The following is a 25,076-nucleotide window of genomic DNA, read 5'->3' on the forward strand; positions in this document are numbered from 1 at the left end:
GATGAGCGCGCTTTCCCTCAGCCGTTATCTTCCCGATTTTTCGACCCATCATATTGAGGATGAGGCGATCGAGATCATTGCTGCGCCTGCGCCGCAGATGCCGCTGAAAGACACACCCCCGCCACAGGCAGGCGGCGATGGAGCGAAGCGCCCCGTCTCGGCTGAGAAAGCCGCCGCTGCCGAGCAGGCCGAAGTCGCCGCTATCATCGCCATCGAGGAAGAAAAGCGCCTGGCATTCGAAGCAGGGCGCGAGGACGGCCACCGGGAAGCCCAGGCGCTTTACGACGCTGAAAAGACGCGGCTTTTGCGCGAGCATGAGGCCGAGATCGAGACATTGCGCGCTGCATTTTCGCGTGAGCAGGCCTTGCTCTTGGCGGGTAGTCTGACCGAAGCGCTGACCGCGCTTGAACGAAACTTTTCCGGTCAGATCGCCGAAATCCTGATGCCTTTGCTGGCGGAAAAGATGGAGCGTGAGGCGGTCGCGGAATTTGCGCGGCGCATTGCGGCGCTGGCGCTCGATGGCGAAGCACCGGAAATCTCCGGTCCGGCGCGACTGATTGTGCCGCTTCGCGATCATGCGGCTCTGCTGCCGTCAGGTTGCCGGTTTTCAGAAACCGGGGCGGAAGAACTTTCCTTTTCCTTTGGCGACCGGAAGCTTGAAACGCGCATCGCGCCGCTTCTTGAAGAATTGAAGGCTGCGGTTCAATGAGCATCGATCCCGAAACCAAACGTGAGATCATCATTGTTCGCCGGGGCGGGCACGACGATCATGACAGCCATCATGGTGGCGTGTGGAAGATTGCCTATGCCGACTTCATGACTGCAATGATGGCCTTCTTCCTCGTCATGTGGCTCATCAATGCCGCCAATGAGGAAACCAAGGCAGCGGTTGCCAGCTATTTCAACCCCGTCAAGCTGATGGACCGGCATTCAAGCTCCAAAGGCGTGCAGGACGTCGAGGAAAAAGACGGCAAGGTTCGCTATGAGAGCGACCAGAAGATCGAAAACAGCACGAAGGTCATCAACGATACGACGGTTGCGCCGCCAAGCGACCAGGAAGAGCGCCAGCTTTTCCGCGAACCCTATGCAGTCCTCTCGGAACTGGCTCATGAAACCGGTGTTCTGCAGAACCAGTCGGCCAAGGGCGATGGCGGCACCTCGCAATCCGGTCCGGCAACGGGTGCCGAAGGCGGTGAAGCCTATCGCGATCCGTTCAGCCCGGATTACTGGTCGAGCAAGGCTGTCGATGACCTGACCCCGCCTGATGCTGCGCCTGCCACGCCACCCAAGCCAGAAGCAGCGCAGGCGAAGCCGGAAGAGGCTGCAAAACCCGCAGAAACGCAGGAGCAGCTCATTGCCGACCTGAAGAAGGCGGCTGAGGGCGAAGCCGCGAAAGACGGGGTTGAGGCGAAGAAGGCCGAGCCGATGCCGGATGTGACGGTCGTCCCGGTCGATGGCGGTGTGATGATCCAGCTCACCGACAAGATCGATTATGGCATGTTCACCATCGGCTCGGCCAAGCCGGATGCCCGCGTGGTGCAGATGCTGGAGCGTATAGCGCAGGTGATTTCCCGCCAGCCGGGTGAAGTCATCATCAGTGGGCATACGGATGCGCGCCCGTTCAAGAGCGCGACCTATGATAACTGGCGTCTGTCTTCGGCGCGGGCGCAGATGGCTTATTACATGCTGGTTCGCGGCGGGCTCGATGAAAAGCGTGTGCTGCGCGTTGAAGGCTATGCTGACCGCCAGCCCAAGAACGCCAGCGATCCGAATGCGGCTGAAAACCGCCGCATCGATATTTTCCTGAAATCCGCTCCATGATGCAGCTCGCCATGCGCTCTTTGCTGGCATGTGTTGCAGGCTTCTCCCTGATGGGAGCGGCCTATCCAGTCTTTGCGCAAACGCAGGCACTGGCTGAGACCCGCGCGCTGCCGGTGCTGGAGCCTTACAAGCTCGTGCGTTCGCTGCGCATGCTGCAGGATCAGGTCGTCGCCGGAAAACCGGAAGCAGTGGTGATGCTGAACAAGCTTCTGGGCTTTGTCAGCGCGGATATGGGCCGAGCGTCGAATGACGTCTGGAGCAATCCGGAAAATGTCTATGCGGCGATCATCTATCTCTTCAACGGCGGCAATCCGGAAGCGGTGCGCAAGGTTCTTGCCGACCTCAAGACCGATGCGGTGCCGCCGGAGCTGGTCAAGGGCGCATTGGCCTATGCTTCCGGCCAGACGATTGAGGTGGTGAAACTTTTCTCGGTCCCGCTTTCGCCTGATGTTCCGGCGGAACTGAAGGCATCCATCGTGCTTGTCACCGCTAGCCAGATGACCGCCTTCGACCCAGCGACGGCCTTGATGCGGCTTGATCAGGTGCGACTCGATGCGCCGGGCACCTTGTTTGAGGAGGCGGCAATCCGCCGTTCGATGCCGATTGCGGCCAAGCTCGGCGATGCCGACAAGATCAGGCTCCTGTCGCGAAACTATCTCCAGCGCTTTCCGCGTTCGCCCTATATGCGTGATTTCATGGCGCAATTTGTCGATGCTGCGGTGAAACTCAACGACCGTATCGGCAATGCGGAGCTGGCAAAACTGATCGGCTCTGCCGATCCGGTGATGCAATATTCGCTTTATCTACAAATCGCGCGCGGTGCGCTTGTAGATGGCCAGACGGAGCGGGCGCGTTTCATGTCGGCAGAGGCAAAAAAGCTTGCTGACAGGCTGAAGGCCGACCCTACCCGCGCCAATCTTTATGCTGCTGCAAGCGATGTGGCTTCGGATTCGGCGGGCAGCGCGCTGCGTGAACTGTCGCAGATTTCACCCGACAAATTGCAGGAGCGTGACCGGAAATTGTTGAAGGCCGCTGAAGCGGTCGGCACGGTGGTTACACGCACTCCAGATGCTTTGCCGCCTGCAAAACCGGCTCTCACCGAACGGGATGTGCCGCCAATGGCAGTGGCGGATTCGCAGGAGCATGAGGCCGTAAAACCTGAGCCGACCCCGGCGGCGGTTAGCATGAAGCCGGTCAAGAACCAGCCGGAAGACGACTTGCAGAAAACGATGGAAGATGCGCGGCGCAAGCTCGCCGAGATCGATGCCTTGCTAGGAAAGACCGTTCAATGAGCATTGATATTTTGCTGAATTCCACCAGCCGACTTGCTTCGCTCGCCCGAAATTCAGGTCCTTCCCAGGCAAAAGCCGAGGGTGAGGCGCAGGATAATGCTGACCCGGCAAAATTGTTCAGTTCGCTTCTCGAAAAGCCTCAGGGCAAGGTCGAAAAGAAGAGCGACGGCGAAGCCAATGCGGGTTCGGATGAGACAGATACGAAGGATGAGGAAGGTTCAAAGCCGGTCGCTCTGTTTGCCCTGCCACAAAATCTCCTTTCTTTGGACGCTTCTTCGCCTGAATTGAAAGGGGCAAATCACAGTTTTTCCACGCCGAATACTGCGAAAAACGACACAAATGCCCCCGATCCGCTTTCTGCCTTAATTAAAGACATCGATCCGAAACAGGTCGAGGGGCAGGGGGGCGAGCTGCAGGCCGATCTGAAGAAGCGCACGCCTGAAACAGTGCCTTCGAAGGCTGCAGCAATCCCAACGGCCAGCACCAAACCGGATCAGGCAATCAATCAGGACGCACCGAAGGCTACCGGCGACAATCAGGCCGAAAACGCTCCAGACGATCTCGCCAGCCTTCTGAAAACTGATAAGGGGTCGGCACAGCAGCAGTCGGGTCAAATGCCTGACAGAACTGATATCCAGCAGCAGCCACCCGCAAAGGGTAACGCGCCTGCAGACATCAAGGCAGCCACCACGCCATCGCAGGCAGCAGCCCGGATAGCCGACATTCAGGTTGTTTCCGAGCGCAGCTTCGGAACGGTCAAGACCTTGCAGATCAGGCTCGATCCGGTTGAGCTTGGAGCAGTGACGGCGCGTATCCGTGTGGCGTCGGAAGGTATCGAGGTGCATCTCGTTGCTGAAAAGACCCATGCGGCGGAAGCGCTCGCCGCTGACCGCTCGATGATTGAGAAAGCACTGAAAGCGGCGGGCATTGCAGACGATGCGAAAATTTCGGTGACCGTCGCCGACCGCAACGTGGCAGGTGCCGTGCAGCAGGCACAGGCATCGCAGAATGCGGGCCAGCAACAGGCCAGTGGCCAGCAACCGGGCCAGCAGCAAGCTTTCAACATGCAGCAGGGCTTCGACGGGCGAAACGGTGCTGAGGCACAGGCGGGTTTTATGGGCGGTGAGGGCAGGCAAAATGGCGAATCCGGTCAGGCAGGACGCGAGCGTTCAGACATGCAAACCGCTCATGACAACGGGAACGGTATTTCTCGCAATGATGGCCGCGGCCGCGGTCTGGTTGTCTGATAGCAGCCCGGCCCGCGCCGAAAATATCTGCGAGCGTGAAATGCATCGGGCATCCGCCCGCTACGATGTGCCGCTTGGCATACTCTACGCGGTCGGCCTCACGGAAACCGGTCGTAAGAACTCGCTGCAACCTTATGCGATGAATATTGAAGGCCGTGCCGAATTTATGCCATCGCAAATGGCGGCGGTGAGACGCTTCGAGGAAGTGCGGGCCGAAGGTGCGAAGCTGGTCGACCTCGGTTGCATGCAGATCAACTATTATTATCACGGCAAGGAATTTCCGTCGGTCGCCGCGATGCTGATGCCGAGCCTCAATGTTGATTATGCGGCGCGTTTTCTGCGGCAGCTTCGACAGCGCGAAGGCAACTGGACGATGGCGGTTGCGCGCTATCACGCAGGCCCGAACAACGACCCCGCCCAGAAGCGTTATGTCTGTCGCGTGATGACGAATATGGTCGCCACCGGCTTCGGAAACTGGACGCCACAGGCACGAAGCTTCTGCTTCGGCTGAACAGGGATCCCTTGGAATTTTACAGGTTGTAACAGAACGTCAGATACACCCGGTTTGTCTATGTTCAACCTGTGATTGCCGGGTCCGGTGGAAGCTAAATTAGCACGCGGATTTTTAAGCCCTTGTAAAGAATCGTAAAAGTTCGTGAGCCGTTAACATCTGGTTAAGGTTCTTACGGCTAAAGAGGTAGGCGCATTGCAATCAGTGCGATTCCCATTAAATTAGAATATACTAAATTGCCTCCCAATATATTGCGGGCAACTAATTGCCATTGTTGCTGATTCCTCCTGCCAGTTATTCCTATCGTGCTTGGGCTAACATATTGATTCGGAAGGCGGGCCGATGATTGTTGTCGTAGACGACAGGGACATAGTGACTGAAGGATACTCTTCCTGGTTCGGTCGCGAAGGCATCACGACAACAGGTTTTACCCCTACCGATTTCGACGAATGGGTCGAGAGCGTTCCACAACAGGATATTATGGCTGTCGAAGCTTTTCTGATCGGCGAATGTGCAGATCAGCATCGCCTTCCAGCCCGGATTCGTGAACGCTGCAAGGCGCCCGTCATCGCCGTCAACGATCGCCCCTCGCTTGAACATACACTTGAGCTGTTTCAATCCGGGGTTGACGATGTTGTTCGCAAACCGGTGCATGTGCGTGAAATCCTTGCGCGCATCAATGCGATCCGCCGCCGTGCAGGTGCATCAGCTGCTTCCAACGACAGCGGCACTGAGCTCGGCCCGATCCGTGTTTTCTCCGATGGTCGTGATCCGCAGATCAATGGCATCGATTTTCCACTGCCGCGTCGCGAGCGCCGCATCCTGGAATATTTGATCGCCAATCGCGGTCGTCGCCTCAACAAGGCGCAGATTTTCAGCGCGATCTACGGCATCTTCGACAGTGAAGTCGAAGAAAACGTCGTTGAAAGCCATATCAGCAAGTTGCGGAAGAAGCTGCGTGAGCAGATGGGTTTCGATCCGATCGATTCCAAGCGCTTCCTCGGCTACTGCATCAATATCGAATGATATTGCTGCATCTCCATAATCCCCAGTATCGCGATTTCGAGCGCATTTGCGGATTTCTGAAATCGTGCCGGTCCCCTCAGTAAAAGCGTAGAAAATCCCGAGGCTACAGTTTCACGCAAGCGTGGTCCATTAGCTTTACCGCGGATGATTGGATCGGTGTGCCGATTCAGTCGCTCGGTTTCACGAATTCCAGCCCGATGGTTTCGGACTTTGAGCTGGTTGCTACAACTAATCAGGAGCTGCCAATGAGCCTCTACGGTATGATGCGGACCGGTGTTTCGGGAATGAACGCGCAGGCGAACCGCCTGTCGGCGGTCGCTGACAACATCGCGAATGCGAGCACCGTCGGTTACAAGCGTGCGGAAACCCAGTTTTCGTCGCTCGTTCTGCCCAGCACTGGCGGACAGTATAATTCCGGCAGCGTTCTGACTGATGTTCGTTACGGCATTTCCGACCAGGGCGGCATCCGCTCCACATCGTCCACGACAGACCTTGCCATCGACGGCAACGGCTATTTTGTGGTGCAGGGGGCGGACGGCTCGACCTTCCTGACCCGTGCTGGCTCCTTCGTTCCCGACAAGAACGGTAATCTGGTCAACTCAGCCGGCTATTATCTGTTGGGCGCGGGCCCGAACGACCCGGCTGGCGCGCTGACAATGGCCGGTTTGAACATCATCAATGTCAACAGTGCAGCACTTCCGCCGGAGGCCAGCACGTCTGGCAATTTCACGGTCAATTTGCCGTCTACCGATCAGATCCCGGCGGCGGGTGAGTTCAATCACAAGACGTCGCTGATTTCCTATAATGACAAGGGCGAGAAGATCACGCTCGACGTTTATTTCACCAAGACCGGTGCGGATGAATGGAGCGTCACGGTCAAGAATGCTGCCGACGATGCAGTGGTCGGTGGTCCGACGACGCTGACATTCGATCCGACAACAGGCGACATGACGTCTGCCGGTGGTGTTGCGGTTGATCTTGGACCCTATGGCGGTCAGAATCTCAATCTCAATCTGGGTGCATCCACGCAGCGCGCAGGTGACTACACCATTTCGCAGGCGCAGATTAACGGTCAGGCACCATCTGCGGTCAAGGGCGTGGATGTGGCCAATGACGGTTCGGTCGTCGCCATCTACGAAAACGGCACACAGAAGGTTCTGGCGCGTATTCCGCTGGCCAATGTGGCAAGCCCTGATCGCATGACGGTTGTGAGCGGCAACGTGTTCCTGCCGAGCGCGGACTCGGGCGATGTCCGCCTCGGTTTCCCGCAGAGCGACGGCATGGGCAAGGTCATGTCGGGCACATTGGAGGAATCCAACGCCGATATTGCGCAGGAACTGACCGACATGATCGAGGCGCAGCGCAGTTATACGGCCAATTCGAAAGTATTCCAGACCGGTTCCGAACTGATGGACGTGCTGGTCAATCTGAAGAGATAAATCGAGACGATTCCGGGGATGGCGAAAAAGTCTTCCCCGGAATTGCAGCATTGAGAATACGGACCGTTCAGGCAACAGACACGGTCCGCACATGGGGCAGTTCCGATATCAGCGGAATCATCAGGGGCTTTCCAGGTGTTTGTTTTAGCCGCATTTCCGGACGCGAGACCGCTTCGCGCTTTTCGGGGATGCACTTGTAGGATGGGGTAAGATGTCGCTTAGTTCTGCTCTTCTGACGGCCAAAAGTTCGCTTGCGGCAACGTCCAAGCAGACCTCCGTTGTCTCTCGCAATATTGCGGGCGCCAACGATCCGGATTATTCCCGGCGCACGGCTTCTCTCGTATCGGGGCCCTACGGTTCTCTTTACGTGGGCATCAGCCGGTCGGCGGATGAAGCCTTGTTCAACAAGTTCATCCAGTCCAACAGTACGGCTTCTTCCTCTTCCATTCTCGCAGGCGGGCTTGACCGCCTTTCGTCGCTTTATTCGGCAGATAATTATTCAGGTTCGCCATCGGCACTGATCGGCGATTTGCGCGATGCACTCCAGACCTTTGCCGCTTCTCCGTCCAACAGCGCGCTTGGCGACAGTGTTGTCTCCACGGCGCAATCGCTTGCCAATGCGCTCAATGCCGGAACCAAGCAGGTTCAGTCGCTGCGCAATGATGCGGACCGTGAAATCGCGGATTCCGTCGCCAACATCAATGATCTTCTCGCCAAGTTCGAAAAGATCAATCAGGAGATCGTCGGGGGTACGCGCGCCAATCGCGATGTCTCCGACTATATGGATCAGCGCGACTCGATCCTGAAGCAGCTTTCCGGCGAGATCGGCATCACCACCATGATGCGCGGCGATAATGACATGGTCATTTTTGCCGAGAACGGCGTGACACTCTTTGAGACCACGGCGCGCAAGGTGAGCTTCGAGCAATCGACTGTGCTGGCGCCGGGTATTGCCGGCAAGGCGGTACTGGTGGATGGCGTTCCGCTCAACCACGAGACATTCGACCAGCCTTATGGAACGGGCCGCCTGAGCGGCTTGCTGCAGCTGCGTGACCAGATCGCCCCGCAATATCAGATGCAGCTTGATGAGATTGCGCGCAATCTGGTGACGATGTTCGCCGAAAGCGACCAGACCGGCGTTGGCGCGGACAAGACGGGCCTGTTCAGCTGGGCCGGTTCGCCGGATGTTCCCGGTGCGGGCGTCTCGGCAGGCATTGCAGGCACTATCAAGGTGTCGTCGGCCTTCGTTACGTCGGAAGGCGGCAGCTCACTTCTTCTGCGCGACGGTGGGGCCAACGGGGCTGACTACAAGTACAATAGCGAAGGTGGGGCAGGTTTCAGCGATCGCCTGCGTGCGCTCAACGAAGCATTCTCCGAGCCGATGACTTTCAATTCGGTGGCGGGTCTGGCGACAAACTCCAGCCTGACGGACTACAGCTCATCATCGATCAGCTGGCTTGAAGGCAAGCGCCAGAAGGCCAACAGCGAATTCTCCTATAATGCGACGATTGCCAGCCAGGCAGACGCAGCCCTTTCCAACGCCAATGGTGTCGATATGGATACCGAAATGGCGCTGCTTCTCGATCTTGAACATTCCTATCAGGCATCGAGCCGGGTGCTGACCACGATCAGCGCAATGCTCGACGATCTTCTCAACGCGGTGTGAGGCCAATGAAAGCGCAATCGATTTCCACCTATGGCGCAACGTCAGCCCTGCGAGCCCTTGTGGCGAAGAACAAGGCCGAAATGTTGAAGGCGCAGCAGGAAGCGACCACGGGAACCGTGTTCGATGTTGGTCTGTCGCTTGGCTCCAAGTCTGGCCAGACCGTATCGTTGCGCAAGGAATATGATCGCCTGAGCGTGCTTACAGACATGAACAAGCTGGTGCAGCAGCGCATGAATGCGACGCAGACCGCTGCCGGCACGATCATCGAGAACACGCAGAACTTTCTGGGCGACCTGACGGGCGCCAACAATACCGCCGAAAGTGCCTCCACGATTGCGAAGTCGGCAAAGTCTATTCTCAACTCCGTCACCGGTCTGCTCAACACCAGCTATAACGGCGAATATATCTTTGCCGGTGTAAACACTGATGTGAAGCCGGTTGCCGACTATACCGAAGGCAGCGCCGCGCAGACAGCGGTGCGCCAGGCGTTTCAGACGCATTTCGGTTTTGCCATCGACGATCCGCAGGTGGCGAACATCACCGGCGACGAAATGAAGGCCTTTCTGGAAGGTGATTTCGCTGACGAGTTCAACGATGCCAACTGGGCCGCAAACTGGTCGGATGCATCGGACACGGTGATCAAGAGCCGTATTTCGCCGACAGAAACGGCGGATACATCGATCTCGGCCAATGCTGACGGTTTCCGCAAGACCATCATGTCGGCGGTCATGGTGGCCGAATTCGCAACCATCGGCCTCAATAACTCGGCTTTTGAAGCCCTGACGCATCAGGCCATGCAGACGACGACGACGGCGATCACCGAAACCACCTCGGAACAGACGACGCTCGGTCTCGCCCAGTCGCGCACCGAAGCTGCAACCACGCGCATCGCGGCACAGCAAAAAATCCTGAACCAGTCTGTGCTCAATCTCGAAGAAGTCGATCCTTATGAAGCGGCGACACGCGTCAACGCTCTGAAGACACAGATTGAAACGTCCTATTCGCTGACGGTTCAGCTGCAGAATATGAGCCTGCTCAACTATCTCAGATAGTTGAGATGAAATGAGGACGGACGCAGCATGATGCGAGCCCGTCCGAACTGATAGACGGAGAAACCATGTATCAGATGCGCTACGAAGATGTCATGAATGACGATATGGCGAGCGCCAAGGAACGGGAACGGGCATTGTTCGACCGTTCCATCGCAATGCTCGAGGCAGCGAAGGCAAATGGCAGCGGCTCGCGTGAGGCGATTGACGCGGCCTATTTCACGACAAAGCTCTGGACCACGATCATCGATGATCTGGGGTCCGAGGAAAATGTGCTGCCGAAGGAACTGAAGGCCGCGATCATTTCCGTCGGTATTTTCGTGCTGAAGGAAATCGAGCGCATCCGTCAGGGCGAAAGCAATGATTACGCCACGCTGATCGAGATCACACAATCGATCCGGGATGGGCTTTGAGATGACCCCAAACGGAAAACCGGCCATTCGCCTTTCGCTGCGCGCGGGCGAACGAATCTTCATCAACGGTGCCGTACTGAGAGCCGACCGCAAGGTCTCGCTCGAACTCCTGAACGATGCGACCTTTCTTCTGGAAAACCATGTTCTCCAGCCGGAAGACACAACCACGCCGCTGCGCCAGCTCTATTTCGCCGCGCAGATGATGCTGATCGAACCGGCCATGCGCGAACAGGCCCACTCCACTTTCGCGCAGATGCTGAAAGGCATGTTCTCGACGTTCAAGGATGCGGAAATCCTGAATGCGCTGAAGCTGGTCGACGAGCTGGTGCATAACGGGCGCATTTTCGAGGCGCTCAAGACAATTCGCGCGCAATATCCACGCGAGGCCGAACTGATGGGCCTTGAGAGCCCTGTTTTGCCCGTGGCTGCGACCCGGAAATCTGCGGAGGCAAACCCATGACCACGACACCGCCGATTGGCACAAATACGACGAATAACAACACGACGAACAACAGCAATTCCGCGGCCAACAAGGCGAGCGTCGATTACAATTCATTCCTGAAACTTCTGGTGACCCAGATGCAAAATCAGGATCCGACGCAGCCCATGGACGCGACGCAATATGTTTCGCAGCTTGCGACCTTCTCCAATGTCGAGCAGGCCGTGCAGATGAACAGCAAGCTTGAAACGCTGATCGCCAATACGTCTCTGACACAGGCCGAAGGCTGGATCGGTCGCACGCTGACCAATGCCGATGGCAGCATATCGGGCGTCGTGAAATCCGTTACCATCCAGTCAAACGGCATGTTGGCCGAACTGGAAGACGGCAAGACGCTGATGATCGGTGCAGGCGTCAAGATCAGCTAGGACCGATGCGGTGAACGAAGCCGACGCGCTTGATATCGTCAATTCTGCGATCTGGACCGTGCTTATGGCAAGCGGTCCGGCGGTGCTTGCCGCCATGCTTGCAGGCATCGGCATCGCACTTTTCCAGGCGCTGACGCAGATTCAGGAAATGACGCTGACCTTCGTGCCGAAGATCATCGTCATTTTCGTCGTGCTGGCCCTCACCGCGCCGTTCGTCGGTGCGCAGATCAACTCCTTCACGCTGCTGGCCTATTCTCGTATCGAGAAGGGGTTCTAGCACGTAGCCTTCGCGCAAGCTTCGCGAGCTAAGGTCCGTCCCGAAACAGGAGATGGATGTGCAGCAGGCAGCGGCTAAACCCTTGATGAAAAGCGGACTTCTGACCGGCAGCGATATGGGGCTGGCGGTTGGCATCATCATCATCCTGACCGTGCTTTTCCTGCCTGTTCCGGCTGTCGTGCTGGATATCGGCCTGGCATTTTCGATCGCGTTCTCGGTTCTGATCCTGATGGTTGCGCTCTGGATCCAGCGCCCGCTCGATTTTTCCGCCTTTCCGACGGTACTGCTGATCGCCACCATGATGCGATTGTCGCTGAATATCGCGACGACGCGCGTGATTCTCACCCATGGCAATGAAGGCTATCTCGCCGCAGGACACGTGATTCACGGTTTCTCGCAATTCGTGATGGGCGGCGACTTCGTCATCGGTCTGGTCGTTTTCTGCATTCTCATCATCGTCAACTTCCTCGTCATCACCAAGGGCGCGACGCGTATCGCGGAAGTGGGCGCGCGCTTCACCCTCGATGCCATTCCCGGCAAGCAGATGGCCATCGATGCCGACCTGTCGTCCGGCCTGATCGATGAAAAGGAAGCGCAGCGCCGCCGTCGCGAACTGGAAGAGGAAAGCTCCTTCTTCGGCTCCATGGACGGTGCTTCGAAATTCGTGCGTGGCGATGCGATTGCCGGTCTCATCATCACCGCCGTCAATATTTTCGGCGGCATCATCATCGGCGCTACGCGCCACGATATGGATATTGCGCACGCAGCCGATGTCTTCACCAAGCTGTCGGTCGGCGATGGTCTGGTAACGCAGATTCCGGCCCTGATCGTCTCGCTTGCCGCCGGTCTTCTGGTGTCGAAGGGCGGCACACGCGGCTCCGCCGATCAGGCGATCTTCGGTCAGCTGGGTGCCTATCCGAAGGCGCTTCTGGTTGCGGCGATGCTGCTCTTCGTCCTCGGCATCATGCCGGGCCTGCCAGCCTTCCCGTTCTTTATGCTCGGTGGCGCAATGGCTTTCATCGGTATTGCCGTACCCCGTCGGCAAGCGCGCCAGCGTGAGGCGGAAGCCAACGAGGCCGGCAAGAAGCAGCGCGAAGCGGAAGAGCAGGAGCGCAATTCCGTCAAGGCGTCGCTCGAAACCAACCAGATCGAGCTTTGCCTCGGCAAGCAGCTTTCCGCCCGCCTGATCGCATCGCAGCAGGAGCTGGCGCATCGCGTCAACAAGATGCGCCGCAAGTTCGCGCAGGAATACGGTTTCGTCATCCCTGAAATCAAGGTCACGGACGATATCGCGCTTCCGCCGAAAAGCTATCGCATCAAGATTCACGGTACGGCCGTTGCCAGCCACGAGCTGCGCGTCGGTGAAACGCTTGTCGTGCTTGGCGACCGCCCGATCCCATCCATTCCGGGTGAGGAAGTGCGCGAACCGGCCTTCGGTATGCGCGCCTATTCCGTGCCGGAAACCTTTGCGTCCGATCTCCGCCGCGATGGCTATATGACCGTGGACAATCTCTCAGTCCTGCTGACACATTTGAGCGAAATCGTCCGCAACAATCTGGCCCAGCTTCTTTCCTACAAAGATATGCGCATTCTGCTGGACCGTCTCGGCTCTGAATATCGCAAGCTTCTGGAAGATATCTGCCCGACGCATATTTCCTATTCGGGCCTGCAGGCGGTGCTGAAGCTGCTGCTCGCCGAACGCATTTCTATCCGCAACCTGCATCTGATCCTTGAAGCCATTGCGGAAATCGCACCGCTCGTTCGCCGCCCGGAAATGATCGTGGAACATGTCCGTATGCGCATGGCGCAGCAGATTTGCGGCGATCTTTCAGACAATGGCGTGCTGAACGTTCTGCGTCTCGGCAATCGCTGGGATCTGGTCTTCCACCAGAGCCTCAAGCGTGATGCCAAAGGTGAAATCGTCGAATTCGACATCGATCCGCGCCTGCTGGAACAGTTCGGCACCGAGGCCTCCACCGTCATTCGTAAGCATTTCGACAATGGCGAACGTTTCGTGCTGGTTTCGTCACCGGAAGCGCGGCCATACATTCGCATGATTATCGAGCGCTTGTTCGCCACCCTGCCTGTCTTGTCCCATGTCGAAATCGCACGTGGCGTGGAGGTGAAGTCACTCGGCGCGATTTCGTAAGAGGACAGCGTTCGTCGATCCTCTGATCCTTCGAGACGGTTCCCTTCGCTTTGCTCAGGACACCTCCTCAGGATGAGGGAGCGAGGGTTGGAGACGCCCTGCCCGCGCTCAGGACACCTCCTCAGGATGAGGAAAGAGTTCTAGCGTCCACACCCCTCATCCTGAGGAGCCATGCCGAGCTTGTCGAGGCTTGGCGTCTCGAAGGGCGAGGGGATTAGTTATTGCTTCATATAATGGAAGGGCCTTGAGTGCCTGTCGCGCAACTGCCGCTCAACGAAATCATTCTGGCCGCCGTTCTGGCGTTCTGCCGCATTGGCGCGTGCCTGATGCTGATGCCGGGGCTTTCGAGTGCGCGCATTCCGTTGCAGGTCAGGCTCTACATCGCACTGGCCTGCTCATTCGCGGTCCTGCCGCTGGTGTTGCAGCGTATCGTTACCGTTGTCGATGCCGGGCAGCCGTGGACCCTGTTCCGCCTGATGGCGAGCGAAATGTTCGTCGGCGCGGTGATCGGCATTCTGGCGCATATCTATTTCTGGGCGCTGCAATTCATGGCCAGCACGATGGCGGTTTCAGTCGGATATTCCGGCTCGCCTGCCGATGCCATCACCGAAAGCGAACCGCAGGCGACACTTGCCACCATCGTCACCTTCAGCGCACTGTTCCTGTTCTTCATTACCGATATGCATCTGGAAATCTTCCGGGCGCTGCTCAATTCCTATGTGGCCATTCCGGTTGACGGGCAGTTCCGCCCCGATGCGGCGATGATCGATTTCACCGATGCGCTTTCGGCGGCTTTTCTGGCAACACTGCGTATTGCAGCGCCGTTCATCGTTTTTGCGATTCTCGTCAACTTCGCCATCGGTCTGGTGAACAAGCTGACGCCGACCATACCGGTTTACTTCGTATCGATGCCATTCGTGCTGGGGGGAGGGCTGCTGGTGGTCTATTTCATCCTGCCGGAACTCCTGCGCTTCTTCACCAACGAAACTGCGACGCAGCTTCGCGAGCTGTTTTAGGGGTGGCCATGACGAATCCACGCAATCTGAAAAAGCTGATTGAACTGCAAAAACTCGGAAGCGCCCGGCTGGAACAGGCTCTTGCCGCAGCCAATGCACGCAAGGACGCGCTGGATGAGGAGCGGGAGGCGCTCATCGCCATGCAGAATCGCCGCTATGATGGCGATACGCTCGATATCGATCCATCGCTGCTCATCAAGCGTCTTGGAACCAATGCCGCCGAATCGCAGCAGCTCGGGCAGCGTCTCGAATCACAGCGCAAAGCACTTTTGCAGGAACAAAGACGTGTCGGGTTGCTGGAAGAGCGGCTGACGGATGCTGAAAATGATCGCGAACGGCGCGAACTTTCCAGCCTGATCGAGGAATTTATTAGCCGGAAAACGACAAATCGCTCGCAAAACCCTGATTGAGCGCAAAATCGAGGCTGAACGCACGCACAAGTTTCAGTCAAGTTTGACCCATTATGGTGCAAGTAACAAAGCGCATCCCAAAAAGTGCGAAGCGATTTTTGGACAAGATGCGCGCAAGGACGATCAGAACGCGTCCCAAAAAGTGCGAAGCGGTTTTTGGATAGGATGCGCGGCAGAATTAGCCCTTAGAGCGTCGATCTGATGCAATCAGATCGAAACGCGCTCTAAAAGAAGGAAGAGATGCATGGCGATCAACCCGCCGTCAGATTTGGTGATGGACGTGGCGCGTGCCGCCGATCCGCAAGCCTATCGCATGGCGGCGGAACGGCTGAGAGCGCCGTCCGCATCCGGGACCATGGTGGCATCCACTGGGGCAGCCACAATGGCGGCACCCGCCGCCGGTGGTGGACTGACGCGGGATAATTTCGCCAGCTTTTCCGACAGCCTTGCGGCTGGGGTCAGCGTGCGACCGGATGCGCAGAATGCGGCCAGTCCGGCTTATCGCAAGTTCGAGGCCTTCATGCTGCAATCCTTCGTGCAGTCGATGTTCACCAGTGACACGACGGCGACCTTCGGGAAGGGGATTGCCGGTGAATACTGGAAGTCCATGATGGCGGAAGCCATGGCAAACAAGATGGCGGATGGCGGCGGTGTCGGCATTGCCAAGTTGCTTGAGGAACAGGCGGCGCGCAACGGGCGGGCAGACGCGCCGACGACGATAGCGTTAGGAGACGTGATCAATAATCTGGGAGAAAGTGTGGGCCAGAACGGCGTATCGAAGGACATTGTGCATGGCTTCGAACGCAAGCTCATTCAAAAGCAACTCGACAACAACAGCGATACGGACAGCGCGCGCGGCTGATTGGCCCGCAACCATAGCGTCCGCCATGCTTCATAATTGAGGACCCCTAAATGACCGAGACAAACTCTGAAAACAGCCTGCCGCCAGAGGATTCGCAAATCGTCACTGTCACGAGCGAACCGGGTCAGGCGCTGGCAGAGGAACCGGCCGAGAACCCCACATTGAAGCCGGTCGTGCGGGCAATCCAACGTCTGGAAGATGTCATCGATACTGAAACGCGTCTTCTTCTGGAGGGCGGCAATCCGGATCTGGCGGAAATCAACTCCCGCAAGAGCCGTGGGCTTTATGATTTCAACAAGGCGATCAAGAAAGCGGCCAGTGCTGCCGAACCGGCGACGATGAAGCGGCTTCAGCCGCTGCTCGACAGCCTGAAGCAGAAGCTCGAGAAGAATTGCGAAGCGCTGCAGCTGCATCTGCGGGCCGTCGGTGAGTTGGCTGATCTCATTCGCGGTGCGCTGGAAACGCAGGAAGCGGACGGCACGTACAGCATGCAGAGTGTGAGGCTCGGTCACGCACGATGATCCGCATCATTGCCATCGGTCTGTGGATTTGTGCCGTCGCTTTCGGCTCGCTTTTCCTGGCGGTTCGCCAGAACGTCTCATCTTCGGGTGAGGCGCAGGCGGCGACCAGTGGATTTGGCGGCGTGGATTACGTCAAGACAGATGTGATGAGCGTGCCGATCATCTCGAATGGCGGCGTCGCCGGTTATGTGGTGACGCAGCTTGTCTATACGGTCGATTCGAACATTCGCAAGAAGCTGACCGTGCCGCTCGAATTCTTCATCAACGATGAGATATTCCGTAAATTCTATGGCAGCTATTCGGATACGAAAGAGGTTGAGAAGGTGAGTTTCGAGGACGTTCGTGCCTCGATCATCACCGATCTCAATGCGCGGTTCCCCGAGCCGGTCATCAAGGACCTTCTGGTCGAGCAGTTCAACTATATTTCAGCGGAAGAAATCCGTGCCATGAACATGCGCGGCACGCCGACACCGACGGCACCGGCCAAGCAGTCAGAGAAGCAGGCCAACGCAGAGCCTGTCAGTCACAGCGAATAGTATTTTCCTGCAAGCTGGGCGAGGCGCTCGTCGTCGAGCGGTGCGACGGCCGGGTCGGATACAAGCTCCACACCCATTTCACGACCATCCCGCCAGGCCACGCGGGCCAGAAGCGCGCGTCCGTAATAATCGTCAAACAGCCAGAAGCGTTCGGGCAGGGTCGGGACTTCGACAGTTCTCAGCTTGGCGCCATGGGGCGCGATATCGCTGAACTGGCATTCGATGATGAAACGCCCATCGAGCCCCACGATCTTTCCGGAGCGCAGCCTTGTACGCTGTCTCTCTTCCCTACGACGTTCATGGGATGGCTTAACCCGTGCCATATCAAAATCTTACCTGCTATTCCCCTGAGACTAATCTAGCAGGTTTCGATTGCCGATGCGTTACTTTTTAAACCGGGATTTTGCGGACATGGTTACCTTGAACAGGTTCCTGTTTGTCAGTGCTCGCCACAGGCTTCGCAGAGGCCGCGCAGCTCCAGTGTCGTCTTGCGCGACTTGAAACCGTTCTGAAGGCTCCAGGCGCTGACAAGGTTCTCGATCGCCGCGTCGGAGAATTCCGTCACCTGACCGCATTTCTCGCAAATCGCGAAAGCCACCAGACCCTGCTGATGGCATTGCGGGTGCGCGCAGGCAACGAAGGCGTTGAGGCTTTCAAGGCGATGAATCATCCCGTAATCGAGCAGCTTTTCCAGTGCGCGATAGACCTGCAACGGCGCGCGGAAACCGTCGTCACGCAACTGGTCGAGGATCGTATAGGCGCTGAGTGGGCCTTCCGCTTTGGACAAAACGTCGAAAACCAGTGTCTGATTGCGGGTGAGGTCCTGCGGGGCGTGATGATGGTGATGCGTGCTCATTGTCCAGCGATCCGTTTCGGTGATGCCTGTTCCCTCTTATGTAGGGGTAGCAGGCTCAAAATGAAAATGGCAAGCGCCGCGACCACGATTGAAGGGCCGGATGGCGTGTCGAAATGAATGGAACCATAAAGTCCGCCGATAACCCCCGCAGCACCGATCAGTGAGGCCAGAATGGCCATCTGTTCGGGTGTGGAGGAAAAGCGGCGTGCCGTCGCTGCCGGAATGATCAGCAGCGAGGTGATCAATAGAATTCCGACGATCTTCATCGCAATGGCGATGACGATGGCCAGAAGCAGCATGAAAACAATGCGCGACAGGGCGGGGTTCATGCCTTCGGCGCGGGCAATATCCTCGCTGACGGTGGCAGCAAGGAAAGGACGCCACAACCAGGCCAGAACCGCCAGCACAAACACCCCGCCGCCATAGATGAAGGCGATATCCATTCGCGAGACAGCCAGAATATCGCCGAACAGGAACGACAGCAGGTCGACGCGCACCCATGTCATGAAGGCAACGAGGACGAGGCCAAGCGACAGCGTGGCATGGGACAGGATGCCGAGCAACGAATCCGCCGACAATGTGTGTCGGCGCTGCAAGAGCAGCAGAATGGCTGAAATCGCCACGGCAACGGCGAACACGCCGATCATCATATTGATGTCGAAAATGAGCGCCAGCGCCACGCCGAGCAGGGCGGAATGCGCCATGGTATCGCCGAAATAGGCCATGCGCCGCCAGACGATGAAGCAGCCGAGCGGTCCGGTCGTGAGCGCAAGCCCGACACCGGCGATGATGGCGCGGGTGAAGAAATCGTCAAGCACGCGGCGCGCTCCCTTCGTGATGATGATGTTCATGATCATGCCCGTGTTCATGGTCATGATGATGGCCGTCATCGGCGTGGCAGTGATCCGTCACGGAACCGTCGGCATGAAGCACGCGCCCGTCCGGCAGATGCGTGTGATCGTGATGATGCTCATAAACGGCAAGCGGTCCGACGGCCCGGCTGCCAAACAGCCGCATATATTCAGGGCTCGCCGTCACATCGCGCGGCGTCCCGCTGCAGCATACATGCCCGTTGAGGCAGATGACGCGGTCGGTCGCCGCCATGACCAGATGCAGGTCGTGCGAAATCAGCAGCACGCCGCAGCCTGTGTCGTCGCGCAGTTTCGCAATCAGTTCGTACAATGCAGCTTCGCCGGAAAAGTCGACGCCCTGCACCGGTTCGTCCAGCACCATGAGGTCCGGTTTGCGCGCGAGTGCGCGCGCCATCAGCGCACGCTGGAACTCGCCGCCTGACAGATTCGCGATTTCCGCCTTGGCCAGATGCGGAATGCCCACCACTTCCAAGGCCGTCTCGGTATCCTTGCGCGAGAGGGGCCCCGTCAGGGTCATCAAGCGCTCGACCGAAAGCGGCAACGTGCGGTCGATATTGATCTTTTGCGGCACATAGCCGATGCGCAGGCCCGGCGCGTGGATCACGCTGCCTTCGTCTGGTTTCAGGATGCGCAGCGCCATCTTGGCGGCGGTACTCTTGCCCGCGCCATTCGGACCGATCAGGGTGACGATCTCCCCGCGCTCAACACTCAGGTCGACATTGCGCACGAGCCAGCGCCCGTCGCGATGGACGCCGGCATCTTTCAGTTCAATCAATGTTTCCCGCGCTTTTTCGGCGGGGAGGGCGGTCTTCCTGCTCATTTATTCCGGGCTTTCAATGCCTGTATGTTCGTGTCCCACGCACGGATCATCCGCCGATTCGAAATTTTTCCCAGCGTCTTTTTCCGTTGCCGCTCTATTGCGCAACCGCCGCTGTGATTTTTCCAAAATGGGGGTTGCCTCACCTTATGACAGACGTTATAGCATAACGCAACTGACGTAATAAAATAACATATCACAAGAATGTGGTGCCCCTCCCCAATCGTACAAGAGAGAGACTATGAAACATCTCCGCTCCCTCCTCCTAGCCTCGGCATTTCTGGCTAGTACGGCAAATGTCTCACTTGCGGCAGAACGCGACGGCGTCGTGGTCTCGATCAAACCGCTCCATTCCATTGTTTCCGCAGTCATGCAGGGTGTGGGCGAGCCGAAACTGATCGTTCAGGGTGCGGGTTCCGAACATGTCTACAGCCTGAAACCCTCCGATGCCGAAGCAATCGAGCACGCCAAGGTGATTTTCTGGGCTGGGCCGTCGATGGAAACCTTCCTCGACAAGCCCATCGATACACTTGGCGATGGCGCAAAGGTTGTCGCTCTTGGTGAAGCGGATGGCCTGACCAAGCTGAAGTTCCGTGAAGGTGGTCCGTTCGAAGCGCATGACCATGGCCATGAAGGTCACAACCATGGTGCCGAAGGTCATGACCATGCTCACGATGACAAGAAGGATGCCGCCGATGCCGACAAGGGGCACAATCATGCCGCCGAAGCATCGGAAAGCGGGCATGACCATCACCATGGTCACAGTGAATATGATCTGCATTTCTGGCTCGACCCGCAAAACGGAAAGGTTCTGGCGGCGGATATCGCCAAGACGCTCGGCGAAAGCGACCCCGAACACGCTGCGCAATATGAAAAGAACGCCAAGGACTATGGCGAGAAGATTGACGCGCTGACCAAGGAAGTCGCCAGCGAACTGGAGCCGGTAAAGGACAAGCCGTTTATCGTCTTCCATGATGCCTACCAGTATTTCGAAAATCGTTTCGGTGTGAAGGCGGCCGGATCGATCACGGTCAGCCCGGAAAAAGCGCCGGGTGCCGCGCGCATCAAGGAAATTCACGAGAAGATCAAATTGCTTGGCGCAACCTGCGTGTTCTCCGAACCGCAGTTCGAACCGAAGCTGGTGAATACAGTTATCGAAGGAACGGATGCCAGGACAGGCGTTCTCGATCCGCTGGGGGCAGAACTGAAGGATGGTCCGGATCTCTATCCGCAGCTCATTCGCAATCTGGCGGATTCGTTGAAGGACTGTCTGTCGAAATAGGGCCAACAGCTGCGACCGCGCCCTCGCCAGGTGCACGCCCATAACTTGGTAGCGGTCGCAACGGTGCCGGGCTGGACCCTGCTTTAACTTACGGGCAGCCCGGCACTAGAGCATTTCATGTTTTAATTGAATCATTGGAAATGCTCTATCTGTTTGTTTTTAAGCATGTCTTTATCCCGAAACCGGTTCCCACTTTCGGGAGACATGCTCTAATGAGTGCGCATCGACCTGATTGAAGCGGATCGAAACTTGCATTTCGACACTCAAAGGCGGCTCAGGCCGCCTATTTTCACCACTAAATCTGTTATGATATAACATTAAGGAGAAGAGAATGCGTAGCTTTGTGAAGGCGCTTCAGGCTGGTGCCGTTTTGACTTTTCTTGCTCCCGCAATCGCGGGTGCTCATGGAATCTGGATTGCAGAACGTCACGGAACGCAGGCGGTTGTTTACGGTCACGGCGCAAGCGATGAGGCCTATGACCCGCAGAAGCTCAAGACGGTTACGGCCAAGAATGGAGAGGGCAAGGATGTCGCCGTCGAGATCAAACGACAGGAAGATCATGCCCTGCTGAGCGTGCCCAAGGATGCAGTCGTGGTCAGCGGCACATTCGACAATGGTTTCTGGGCCGAGGGTCCGGACGGCAAGTGGGTCAACAAGCCGAAATCGGAAGTGCCGGGCGCAAAACAGTCCAGCCAGAGTCAGAAATTTGCTGTCGCCATTCTGGATCATCTGCGCAAAAAGCCAGAAGCCCAGGGTTTGCCTTTCGAAATCGTTCCGTTGATGGACCCGACAATATTAGAGGCGGGCAACGAGCTTCCCGTGCAGGTTCTGTTTGACGGAAAGCCGGTGGAAGGCGTCGAGGTCACGGCGGATTATGTCAATGACAGTCACGCAGCGCCGGTGAAAACCGACGCGGAAGGCATCGCCAGGATCAATATCCGCAACGCGGGTCTCAATGTCGTTGGGGCGGGCTATTCCAGGCCGCTGTCTGATTCAAAGGAAGCTGACAAGCTCAGCTATTTCACCACGCTGACCTTCAACCTCGATCACCACCATCACGATTGATTCTACCCAGTTTGATGAGGAACGGAGTCATGAGAAAGAGACTGCCCGTTACGGTCTTGTCCGGTTTTCTCGGGGCCGGAAAGACGACACTGCTCAATCACGTGCTCAATAATCGCGAGAACCGCCGCGTCGCGGTGATCGTCAATGATATGAGTGAAGTGAATATAGATGCCGCCCTCGTTCGTGAGGGCGGCGCCAATCTCTCCCGCACGGATGAACAGCTGGTCGAAATGACCAATGGCTGCATCTGCTGCACGTTGCGCGATGATCTCCTGAAGGAGGTTTCACAACTGGCAGCTCAGGGACGCTTCGATTATCTGCTGATCGAATCGACCGGCATAGCCGAGCCACTGCCGGTTGCCGCCACGTTCGAGTTTCGCGACGAGAAGGGCAACAGTCTTTCGGACGTCGCTAGGCTCGATACGATGGTGACAGTTGTTGATGCCGCCAATCTGCTGAAGGATTATGCATCGAGCGATTTTCTGCGCGATCGCGGCGAATCCCTTGGTGAAGATGACGAGCGCTCGCTTGTCGATCTTCTGGTTGAACAGATCGAGTTCGCCGATGTCGTCGTGCTGAACAAGATATCGACCGCTTCAAAAGAGGAGCGCGATCTGGCGCACAAGGTCATCCGCTCGCTCAATCCCGATGCCCGCATCGAGGAGGTCGATTTCGGTGAAGTGTCGCTCGACGCCATACTGGACACGAAGCTTTTCGACTTCAACAAGGCGCATGAGCATCCGCTCTGGTACAAGGAGTTGCATGGCTTTGCCTCGCATACGCCCGAGACCGAGGAGTATGGCGTTCGCTCCTTTGTCTATCGTGCGCGACGTCCCTTCGATCCTGAACGGTTTCAATCGTTCATCGACAAGGGCTGGCCGGGTGTCGTGCGGGCGAAAGGCTTCTTCTGGCTTGCCACCCGTCCGGATTTTGTCGGTGAAATCAGTCAGGCGGGCGCGTTGGTCCGCACCGGAAAAAGGGGGCGCTGGTGGTCATCCGTGCCGAAGCAATACTGGCCGGCGGAACCCGAATGGCAGCGCGCCATGGAGCCATATTTTCATAAGGTGTGGGGCGATCGGCGTCAGGAGATTGTGTTCATCGGTGTCGATCCGATGCAGGAAGATGCGCTCATCGATGAGCTGGATCAATGTCTTCTTGAGGAAGAAGACTTCGTGCCAGAGCGCTGGTCGGGGCTGAACGATCCGTTCCCGAACTGGTCGGCCGCCGCGGCTTGAGGCCTATTCTGACAGTGAGGCTATATCCAGGGCCTTGCTGTCGGCTAGCGTCCGATGATCCAGAACGCTGGCGATGGCTTCGCGCACATCGAGCATCATATGGCGCACCTCGCATTCGTCCTCATCGCAATCGTCACATGGGCGATAGTCTGTCTTGCTGGCGCAGGCGATGGGGGCAAGCGCGCCGTCGAGCGCGCGGATGATATTGCCGATGGCAATCTCGTGGGCCGGGCGGGCCAGACAGAAGCCACCGCCTTTGCCCTTGCGACTAAGAACGAAGCCGGCATTGCGAAGTTCGGTAAAAATATTGTCGAGAAACTTGCGCGGTATATGGTGCTTCTCGGCGATTTCGCTGGCCGAAACCAGCTGTCCATCTGTAACGCCCGCCAGATGCACCATGGCTTTCAGGCCATATTTGCCCTTTTTAGTCAGCATGCCACCCCTGTGGAGCATTTCCTCTGGGAACGGAAACCGGTTTCCGTCCGGAAATGCATGAAAAGAATACGCCACACACGCCGCCAGCGTGAGCTGGCACCGTTTCGCAAGATCAGGCCGAATATCTGTGAGTGCCTGTATATAAGAAGTTAGGGGGTAAACCCCGCCGCGACAAGTCTTTTTGCCGCTACAGCATCGGCCCGAAAATCGGAATCGATTTTGGAATGCACGATGCGTGACTTCTATAGTGTGGAACATCCGCGATGGCGCATGGCGTTCACGCGGCTAATCTCGTCCGTTGGCCAGCAAGGCGAGCGATAATGCTCCCTGCAACGCATCGCCAAGCGCGGGCCGAAAGCGCTCCCGATGCGGTAGAAATGGCAGGGCTGCATAGGATGAGGCGAGGCCTCCCGTCAGGCTGAACCGGCCAAGCGTTTCTATACCGAGCCGATCCAGACCGCGGGCAATATAAGAGCAGGCGCGTTGCAGGATCGAAAGGCCGGGCGCATCGCCCTTATGCGCATAGTCGAAAACGATAGGAGCGAAGGCGGCATAGTCTGCAGCCGTCGCCGTGCGCGAAAAGGTTATGATCTGGCGAAGTTCGCCGCCGAACCGTGCCAGCACGGCATCGGCAAGTTCCGTGTGCTCCGCCATGCCGTCCAGAGCAAGCAGCGTTTCTTCAAGAAGTTCACGACCAAGCCGCGCGCCGCCCGCATGATCGCTCAACATGAAGCCGCGCCCGCCGATAATCTCGAAGGCGTCTTCTTCTCTTTTGACGAACACCGAGCCGGTGCCGAGAATAACGATGGCGCCGTCTTTCTGACCGAGCGCACCTTGCAGGGCGGTAACAGCGTCGGAAACGATCTTCACCTTGCCGAAGGGCAGGCTCTGTTCCACGCGATCCTTGTCCGGGAGCGAGTTTGCGCCTGCGAGCCCGAGCACGGCGCAGGTCTCATTCAATATAGAGACATCCAGTCCTGCATCGTGCACGGCCAGCGTCGCTGCGCGCATGATATTATCCAGAGCCGTCGCCGGATCTGCACCAATATTGGCAGGGCCGCTCGTGCTTCGGCCTATGGGGTCACCATTGCTGTCGGCAAGCAGCGCCCGGCATCCGGTGCCGCCGCCATCGACGGCCAGAATATAAGGCATAGGCTTCATGCTCATTCATCCAATTGTCACGGTAACTGTCATGGAATCGTCGCAACCGTGCGAATCGCCGGTTTTTCCCAGTTGAAATTTGGTTAAAAAGGACCATATTGGCTGTGGAAAGAAAATTCCTTCTTTTTTACGAAACTGCGTTGACAGTTTGGAATGATGGGGTCTATATGGCGCCACAACGAGGGCGGCGACGCTGCTAGCGGCAGGTTGGTTCGTCCCTTGGGTTGGTTGAAAGTGTTTGACGGCGACG

The 25,076-nt window shown here is 57.4% G+C and carries 29 protein-coding genes; 22 read left to right on the forward strand and 7 right to left on the reverse strand.

The genetic code is table 11. The features are described from left to right. The first annotated feature begins 1 nt into the window (after window position 1). The 19 genes from KWJ32_RS12310 (at window position 2) to KWJ32_RS12400 (ending at window position 17,102) form a co-directional block, all read left to right on the forward strand. Entirely contained in the window at window positions 2–709 is a 708-nt protein-coding gene (locus tag KWJ32_RS12310; protein WP_012093505.1) for a hypothetical protein, read from the forward strand. Next, entirely contained in the window at window positions 706–1,821 is a 1,116-nt protein-coding gene (locus tag KWJ32_RS12315) for a flagellar motor protein MotB (protein ID WP_151610391.1), read from the forward strand. Before KWJ32_RS12310 ends, KWJ32_RS12315 begins: the two co-directional genes overlap by 4 nt. Then, window positions 1,818–3,113: a chemotaxis protein gene (locus tag KWJ32_RS12320; protein ID WP_256885989.1), complete on the forward strand. Its 1,296-nt coding sequence runs from the start codon at window positions 1,818–1,820 to the stop codon at window positions 3,111–3,113. The genes KWJ32_RS12315 and KWJ32_RS12320 overlap by 4 nt, the downstream gene beginning before the upstream one ends. Then, window positions 3,110–4,360 carry a flagellar hook-length control protein FliK gene (locus KWJ32_RS12325; protein ID WP_256885990.1) on the forward strand — a complete coding sequence of 417 codons (1,251 nt, stop codon included), beginning with the start codon at window positions 3,110–3,112 and terminating at the stop codon, window positions 4,358–4,360. The genes KWJ32_RS12320 and KWJ32_RS12325 overlap by 4 nt, the downstream gene beginning before the upstream one ends. Further along, window positions 4,329–4,871 carry a transglycosylase SLT domain-containing protein gene (locus tag KWJ32_RS12330; protein ID WP_012093501.1) on the forward strand — a complete coding sequence of 181 codons (543 nt, stop codon included), beginning with the start codon at window positions 4,329–4,331 and terminating at the stop codon, window positions 4,869–4,871. Before KWJ32_RS12325 ends, KWJ32_RS12330 begins: the two co-directional genes overlap by 32 nt. A 342-nt stretch (window positions 4,872–5,213) precedes the next feature. Further along, window positions 5,214–5,897: a response regulator transcription factor gene (locus KWJ32_RS12335; protein WP_010660744.1), complete on the forward strand. Its 684-nt coding sequence runs from the start codon at window positions 5,214–5,216 to the stop codon at window positions 5,895–5,897. A gap of 245 nt (window positions 5,898–6,142) precedes the next feature. After that, window positions 6,143–7,336: a flagellar hook protein FlgE gene (locus tag KWJ32_RS12340; protein WP_040128577.1), complete on the forward strand. Its 1,194-nt coding sequence runs from the start codon at window positions 6,143–6,145 to the stop codon at window positions 7,334–7,336. Window positions 7,337–7,547: 211 nt separating this feature from the next. Then, window positions 7,548–9,002 (forward strand): flagellar hook-associated protein FlgK, encoded by a 1,455-nt coding sequence (flgK, locus tag KWJ32_RS12345; protein ID WP_012093499.1) that lies wholly within the window; start codon window positions 7,548–7,550, stop codon window positions 9,000–9,002. Window positions 9,003–9,007: 5 nt separating this feature from the next. Further along, window positions 9,008–10,054 (forward strand): flagellar hook-associated family protein, encoded by a 1,047-nt coding sequence (locus tag KWJ32_RS12350; protein ID WP_012093498.1) that lies wholly within the window; start codon window positions 9,008–9,010, stop codon window positions 10,052–10,054. A 65-nt stretch (window positions 10,055–10,119) separates the two neighbouring features. Continuing rightward, entirely contained in the window at window positions 10,120–10,464 is a 345-nt protein-coding gene (flaF, locus tag KWJ32_RS12355) for a flagellar biosynthesis regulator FlaF (protein ID WP_012093497.1), read from the forward strand. Window position 10,465: 1 nt separating this feature from the next. Continuing rightward, window positions 10,466–10,924, forward strand: coding sequence for a flagellar biosynthesis repressor FlbT (gene flbT / locus KWJ32_RS12360; RefSeq protein ID WP_012093496.1), 459 nt, complete (start codon window positions 10,466–10,468; stop codon window positions 10,922–10,924). Beyond that, window positions 10,921–11,331: a flagellar hook assembly protein FlgD gene (flgD, locus tag KWJ32_RS12365; RefSeq protein ID WP_010660750.1), complete on the forward strand. Its 411-nt coding sequence runs from the start codon at window positions 10,921–10,923 to the stop codon at window positions 11,329–11,331. Before flbT ends, flgD begins: the two co-directional genes overlap by 4 nt. 10 nt (window positions 11,332–11,341) lie before the next feature. Continuing rightward, complete coding sequence (gene fliQ, locus KWJ32_RS12370) at window positions 11,342–11,608, forward strand: flagellar biosynthesis protein FliQ (protein WP_006469393.1); 267 nt, start codon at window positions 11,342–11,344, stop codon at window positions 11,606–11,608. A gap of 52 nt (window positions 11,609–11,660) precedes the next feature. Beyond that, a complete protein-coding gene (flhA, locus tag KWJ32_RS12375; RefSeq protein ID WP_181834088.1) occupies window positions 11,661–13,757 on the forward strand; it encodes a flagellar biosynthesis protein FlhA in 2,097 nt (698 codons plus the stop codon). Window positions 13,758–14,005: 248 nt separating this feature from the next. Continuing rightward, window positions 14,006–14,773 carry a flagellar biosynthetic protein FliR gene (gene fliR, locus KWJ32_RS12380; protein WP_012093494.1) on the forward strand — a complete coding sequence of 256 codons (768 nt, stop codon included), beginning with the start codon at window positions 14,006–14,008 and terminating at the stop codon, window positions 14,771–14,773. 8 nt (window positions 14,774–14,781) lie between these two features. Continuing rightward, complete coding sequence (locus KWJ32_RS12385; protein ID WP_125334556.1) at window positions 14,782–15,183, forward strand: hypothetical protein; 402 nt, start codon at window positions 14,782–14,784, stop codon at window positions 15,181–15,183. A 244-nt stretch (window positions 15,184–15,427) separates the two neighbouring features. Then, window positions 15,428–16,045, forward strand: a complete 618-nt coding sequence (locus KWJ32_RS12390) for a rod-binding protein (protein ID WP_012093492.1) — start codon at window positions 15,428–15,430, stop codon at window positions 16,043–16,045. 50 nt (window positions 16,046–16,095) lie between these two features. Beyond that, complete coding sequence (locus KWJ32_RS12395) at window positions 16,096–16,566, forward strand: flagellar protein FlgN (RefSeq protein WP_151610395.1); 471 nt, start codon at window positions 16,096–16,098, stop codon at window positions 16,564–16,566. Continuing rightward, complete coding sequence (locus KWJ32_RS12400) at window positions 16,563–17,102, forward strand: hypothetical protein (RefSeq protein WP_010660756.1); 540 nt, start codon at window positions 16,563–16,565, stop codon at window positions 17,100–17,102. Before KWJ32_RS12395 ends, KWJ32_RS12400 begins: the two co-directional genes overlap by 4 nt. On the opposite strand, the gene KWJ32_RS12405 is transcribed toward KWJ32_RS12400, so the two are convergent. The 4 genes from KWJ32_RS12405 to KWJ32_RS12420 all read right to left on the reverse strand — a co-directional run bounded on the left by KWJ32_RS12405 (window position 17,090) and on the right by KWJ32_RS12420 (window position 19,650). Continuing rightward, a complete protein-coding gene (locus tag KWJ32_RS12405) occupies window positions 17,090–17,425 on the reverse strand; it encodes a PilZ domain-containing protein (RefSeq protein ID WP_010660757.1) in 336 nt (111 codons plus the stop codon). The two genes, KWJ32_RS12400 and KWJ32_RS12405, sit on opposite strands and share 13 nt — an antisense overlap. Before the next feature lie 116 nt (window positions 17,426–17,541). After that, the gene (locus KWJ32_RS12410) at window positions 17,542–17,958 is read right to left on the reverse strand and encodes a Fur family transcriptional regulator (protein ID WP_010660758.1); all 417 of its coding nucleotides are present in this window, start codon (window positions 17,956–17,958) and stop codon (window positions 17,542–17,544) included. After that, window positions 17,955–18,815, reverse strand: coding sequence for a zinc ABC transporter permease subunit ZnuB (gene znuB, locus KWJ32_RS12415; protein ID WP_040128583.1), 861 nt, complete (start codon window positions 18,813–18,815; stop codon window positions 17,955–17,957). The genes KWJ32_RS12410 and znuB overlap by 4 nt, the downstream gene beginning before the upstream one ends. Next, the gene (locus KWJ32_RS12420) at window positions 18,769–19,650 is read right to left on the reverse strand and encodes a metal ABC transporter ATP-binding protein (protein ID WP_151610396.1); all 882 of its coding nucleotides are present in this window, start codon (window positions 19,648–19,650) and stop codon (window positions 18,769–18,771) included. The genes znuB and KWJ32_RS12420 overlap by 47 nt, the downstream gene beginning before the upstream one ends. 238 nt (window positions 19,651–19,888) lie before the next feature. Here KWJ32_RS12420 and znuA point away from each other — a divergent pair, with 238 nt between their 5' ends. From znuA to zigA, 3 genes are all read left to right on the forward strand, one after another. Then, complete coding sequence (gene znuA, locus KWJ32_RS12425) at window positions 19,889–20,929, forward strand: zinc ABC transporter substrate-binding protein ZnuA (protein WP_151610397.1); 1,041 nt, start codon at window positions 19,889–19,891, stop codon at window positions 20,927–20,929. A gap of 331 nt (window positions 20,930–21,260) precedes the next feature. Continuing rightward, window positions 21,261–21,995: a DUF4198 domain-containing protein gene (locus tag KWJ32_RS12430; protein ID WP_010660762.1), complete on the forward strand. Its 735-nt coding sequence runs from the start codon at window positions 21,261–21,263 to the stop codon at window positions 21,993–21,995. Window positions 21,996–22,024: 29 nt separating this feature from the next. Continuing rightward, window positions 22,025–23,230 (forward strand): zinc metallochaperone GTPase ZigA, encoded by a 1,206-nt coding sequence (gene zigA / locus KWJ32_RS12435; protein WP_151610398.1) that lies wholly within the window; start codon window positions 22,025–22,027, stop codon window positions 23,228–23,230. 3 nt (window positions 23,231–23,233) lie between these two features. Here zigA and KWJ32_RS12440 read toward each other — a convergent pair whose 3' ends face one another. The 3 genes from KWJ32_RS12440 to KWJ32_RS12450 all read right to left on the reverse strand — a co-directional run. Next, window positions 23,234–23,665, reverse strand: coding sequence for an Rrf2 family transcriptional regulator (locus KWJ32_RS12440; protein ID WP_010660764.1), 432 nt, complete (start codon window positions 23,663–23,665; stop codon window positions 23,234–23,236). Between the two features lie 285 nt (window positions 23,666–23,950). Continuing rightward, window positions 23,951–24,832: a BadF/BadG/BcrA/BcrD ATPase family protein gene (locus KWJ32_RS12445; RefSeq protein WP_151610399.1), complete on the reverse strand. Its 882-nt coding sequence runs from the start codon at window positions 24,830–24,832 to the stop codon at window positions 23,951–23,953. Then, window positions 24,833–25,076, reverse strand: a 244-nt coding sequence (locus KWJ32_RS12450) for a hypothetical protein (protein WP_256885991.1), incomplete at its 5' end; no start/stop codon positions are given. It abuts the gene before it with no gap.

Source organism: Ochrobactrum sp. BTU2, assembly GCF_024539785.1.
In the GTDB taxonomy this organism is placed as follows: domain Bacteria; phylum Pseudomonadota; class Alphaproteobacteria; order Rhizobiales; family Rhizobiaceae; genus Brucella; species Brucella anthropi.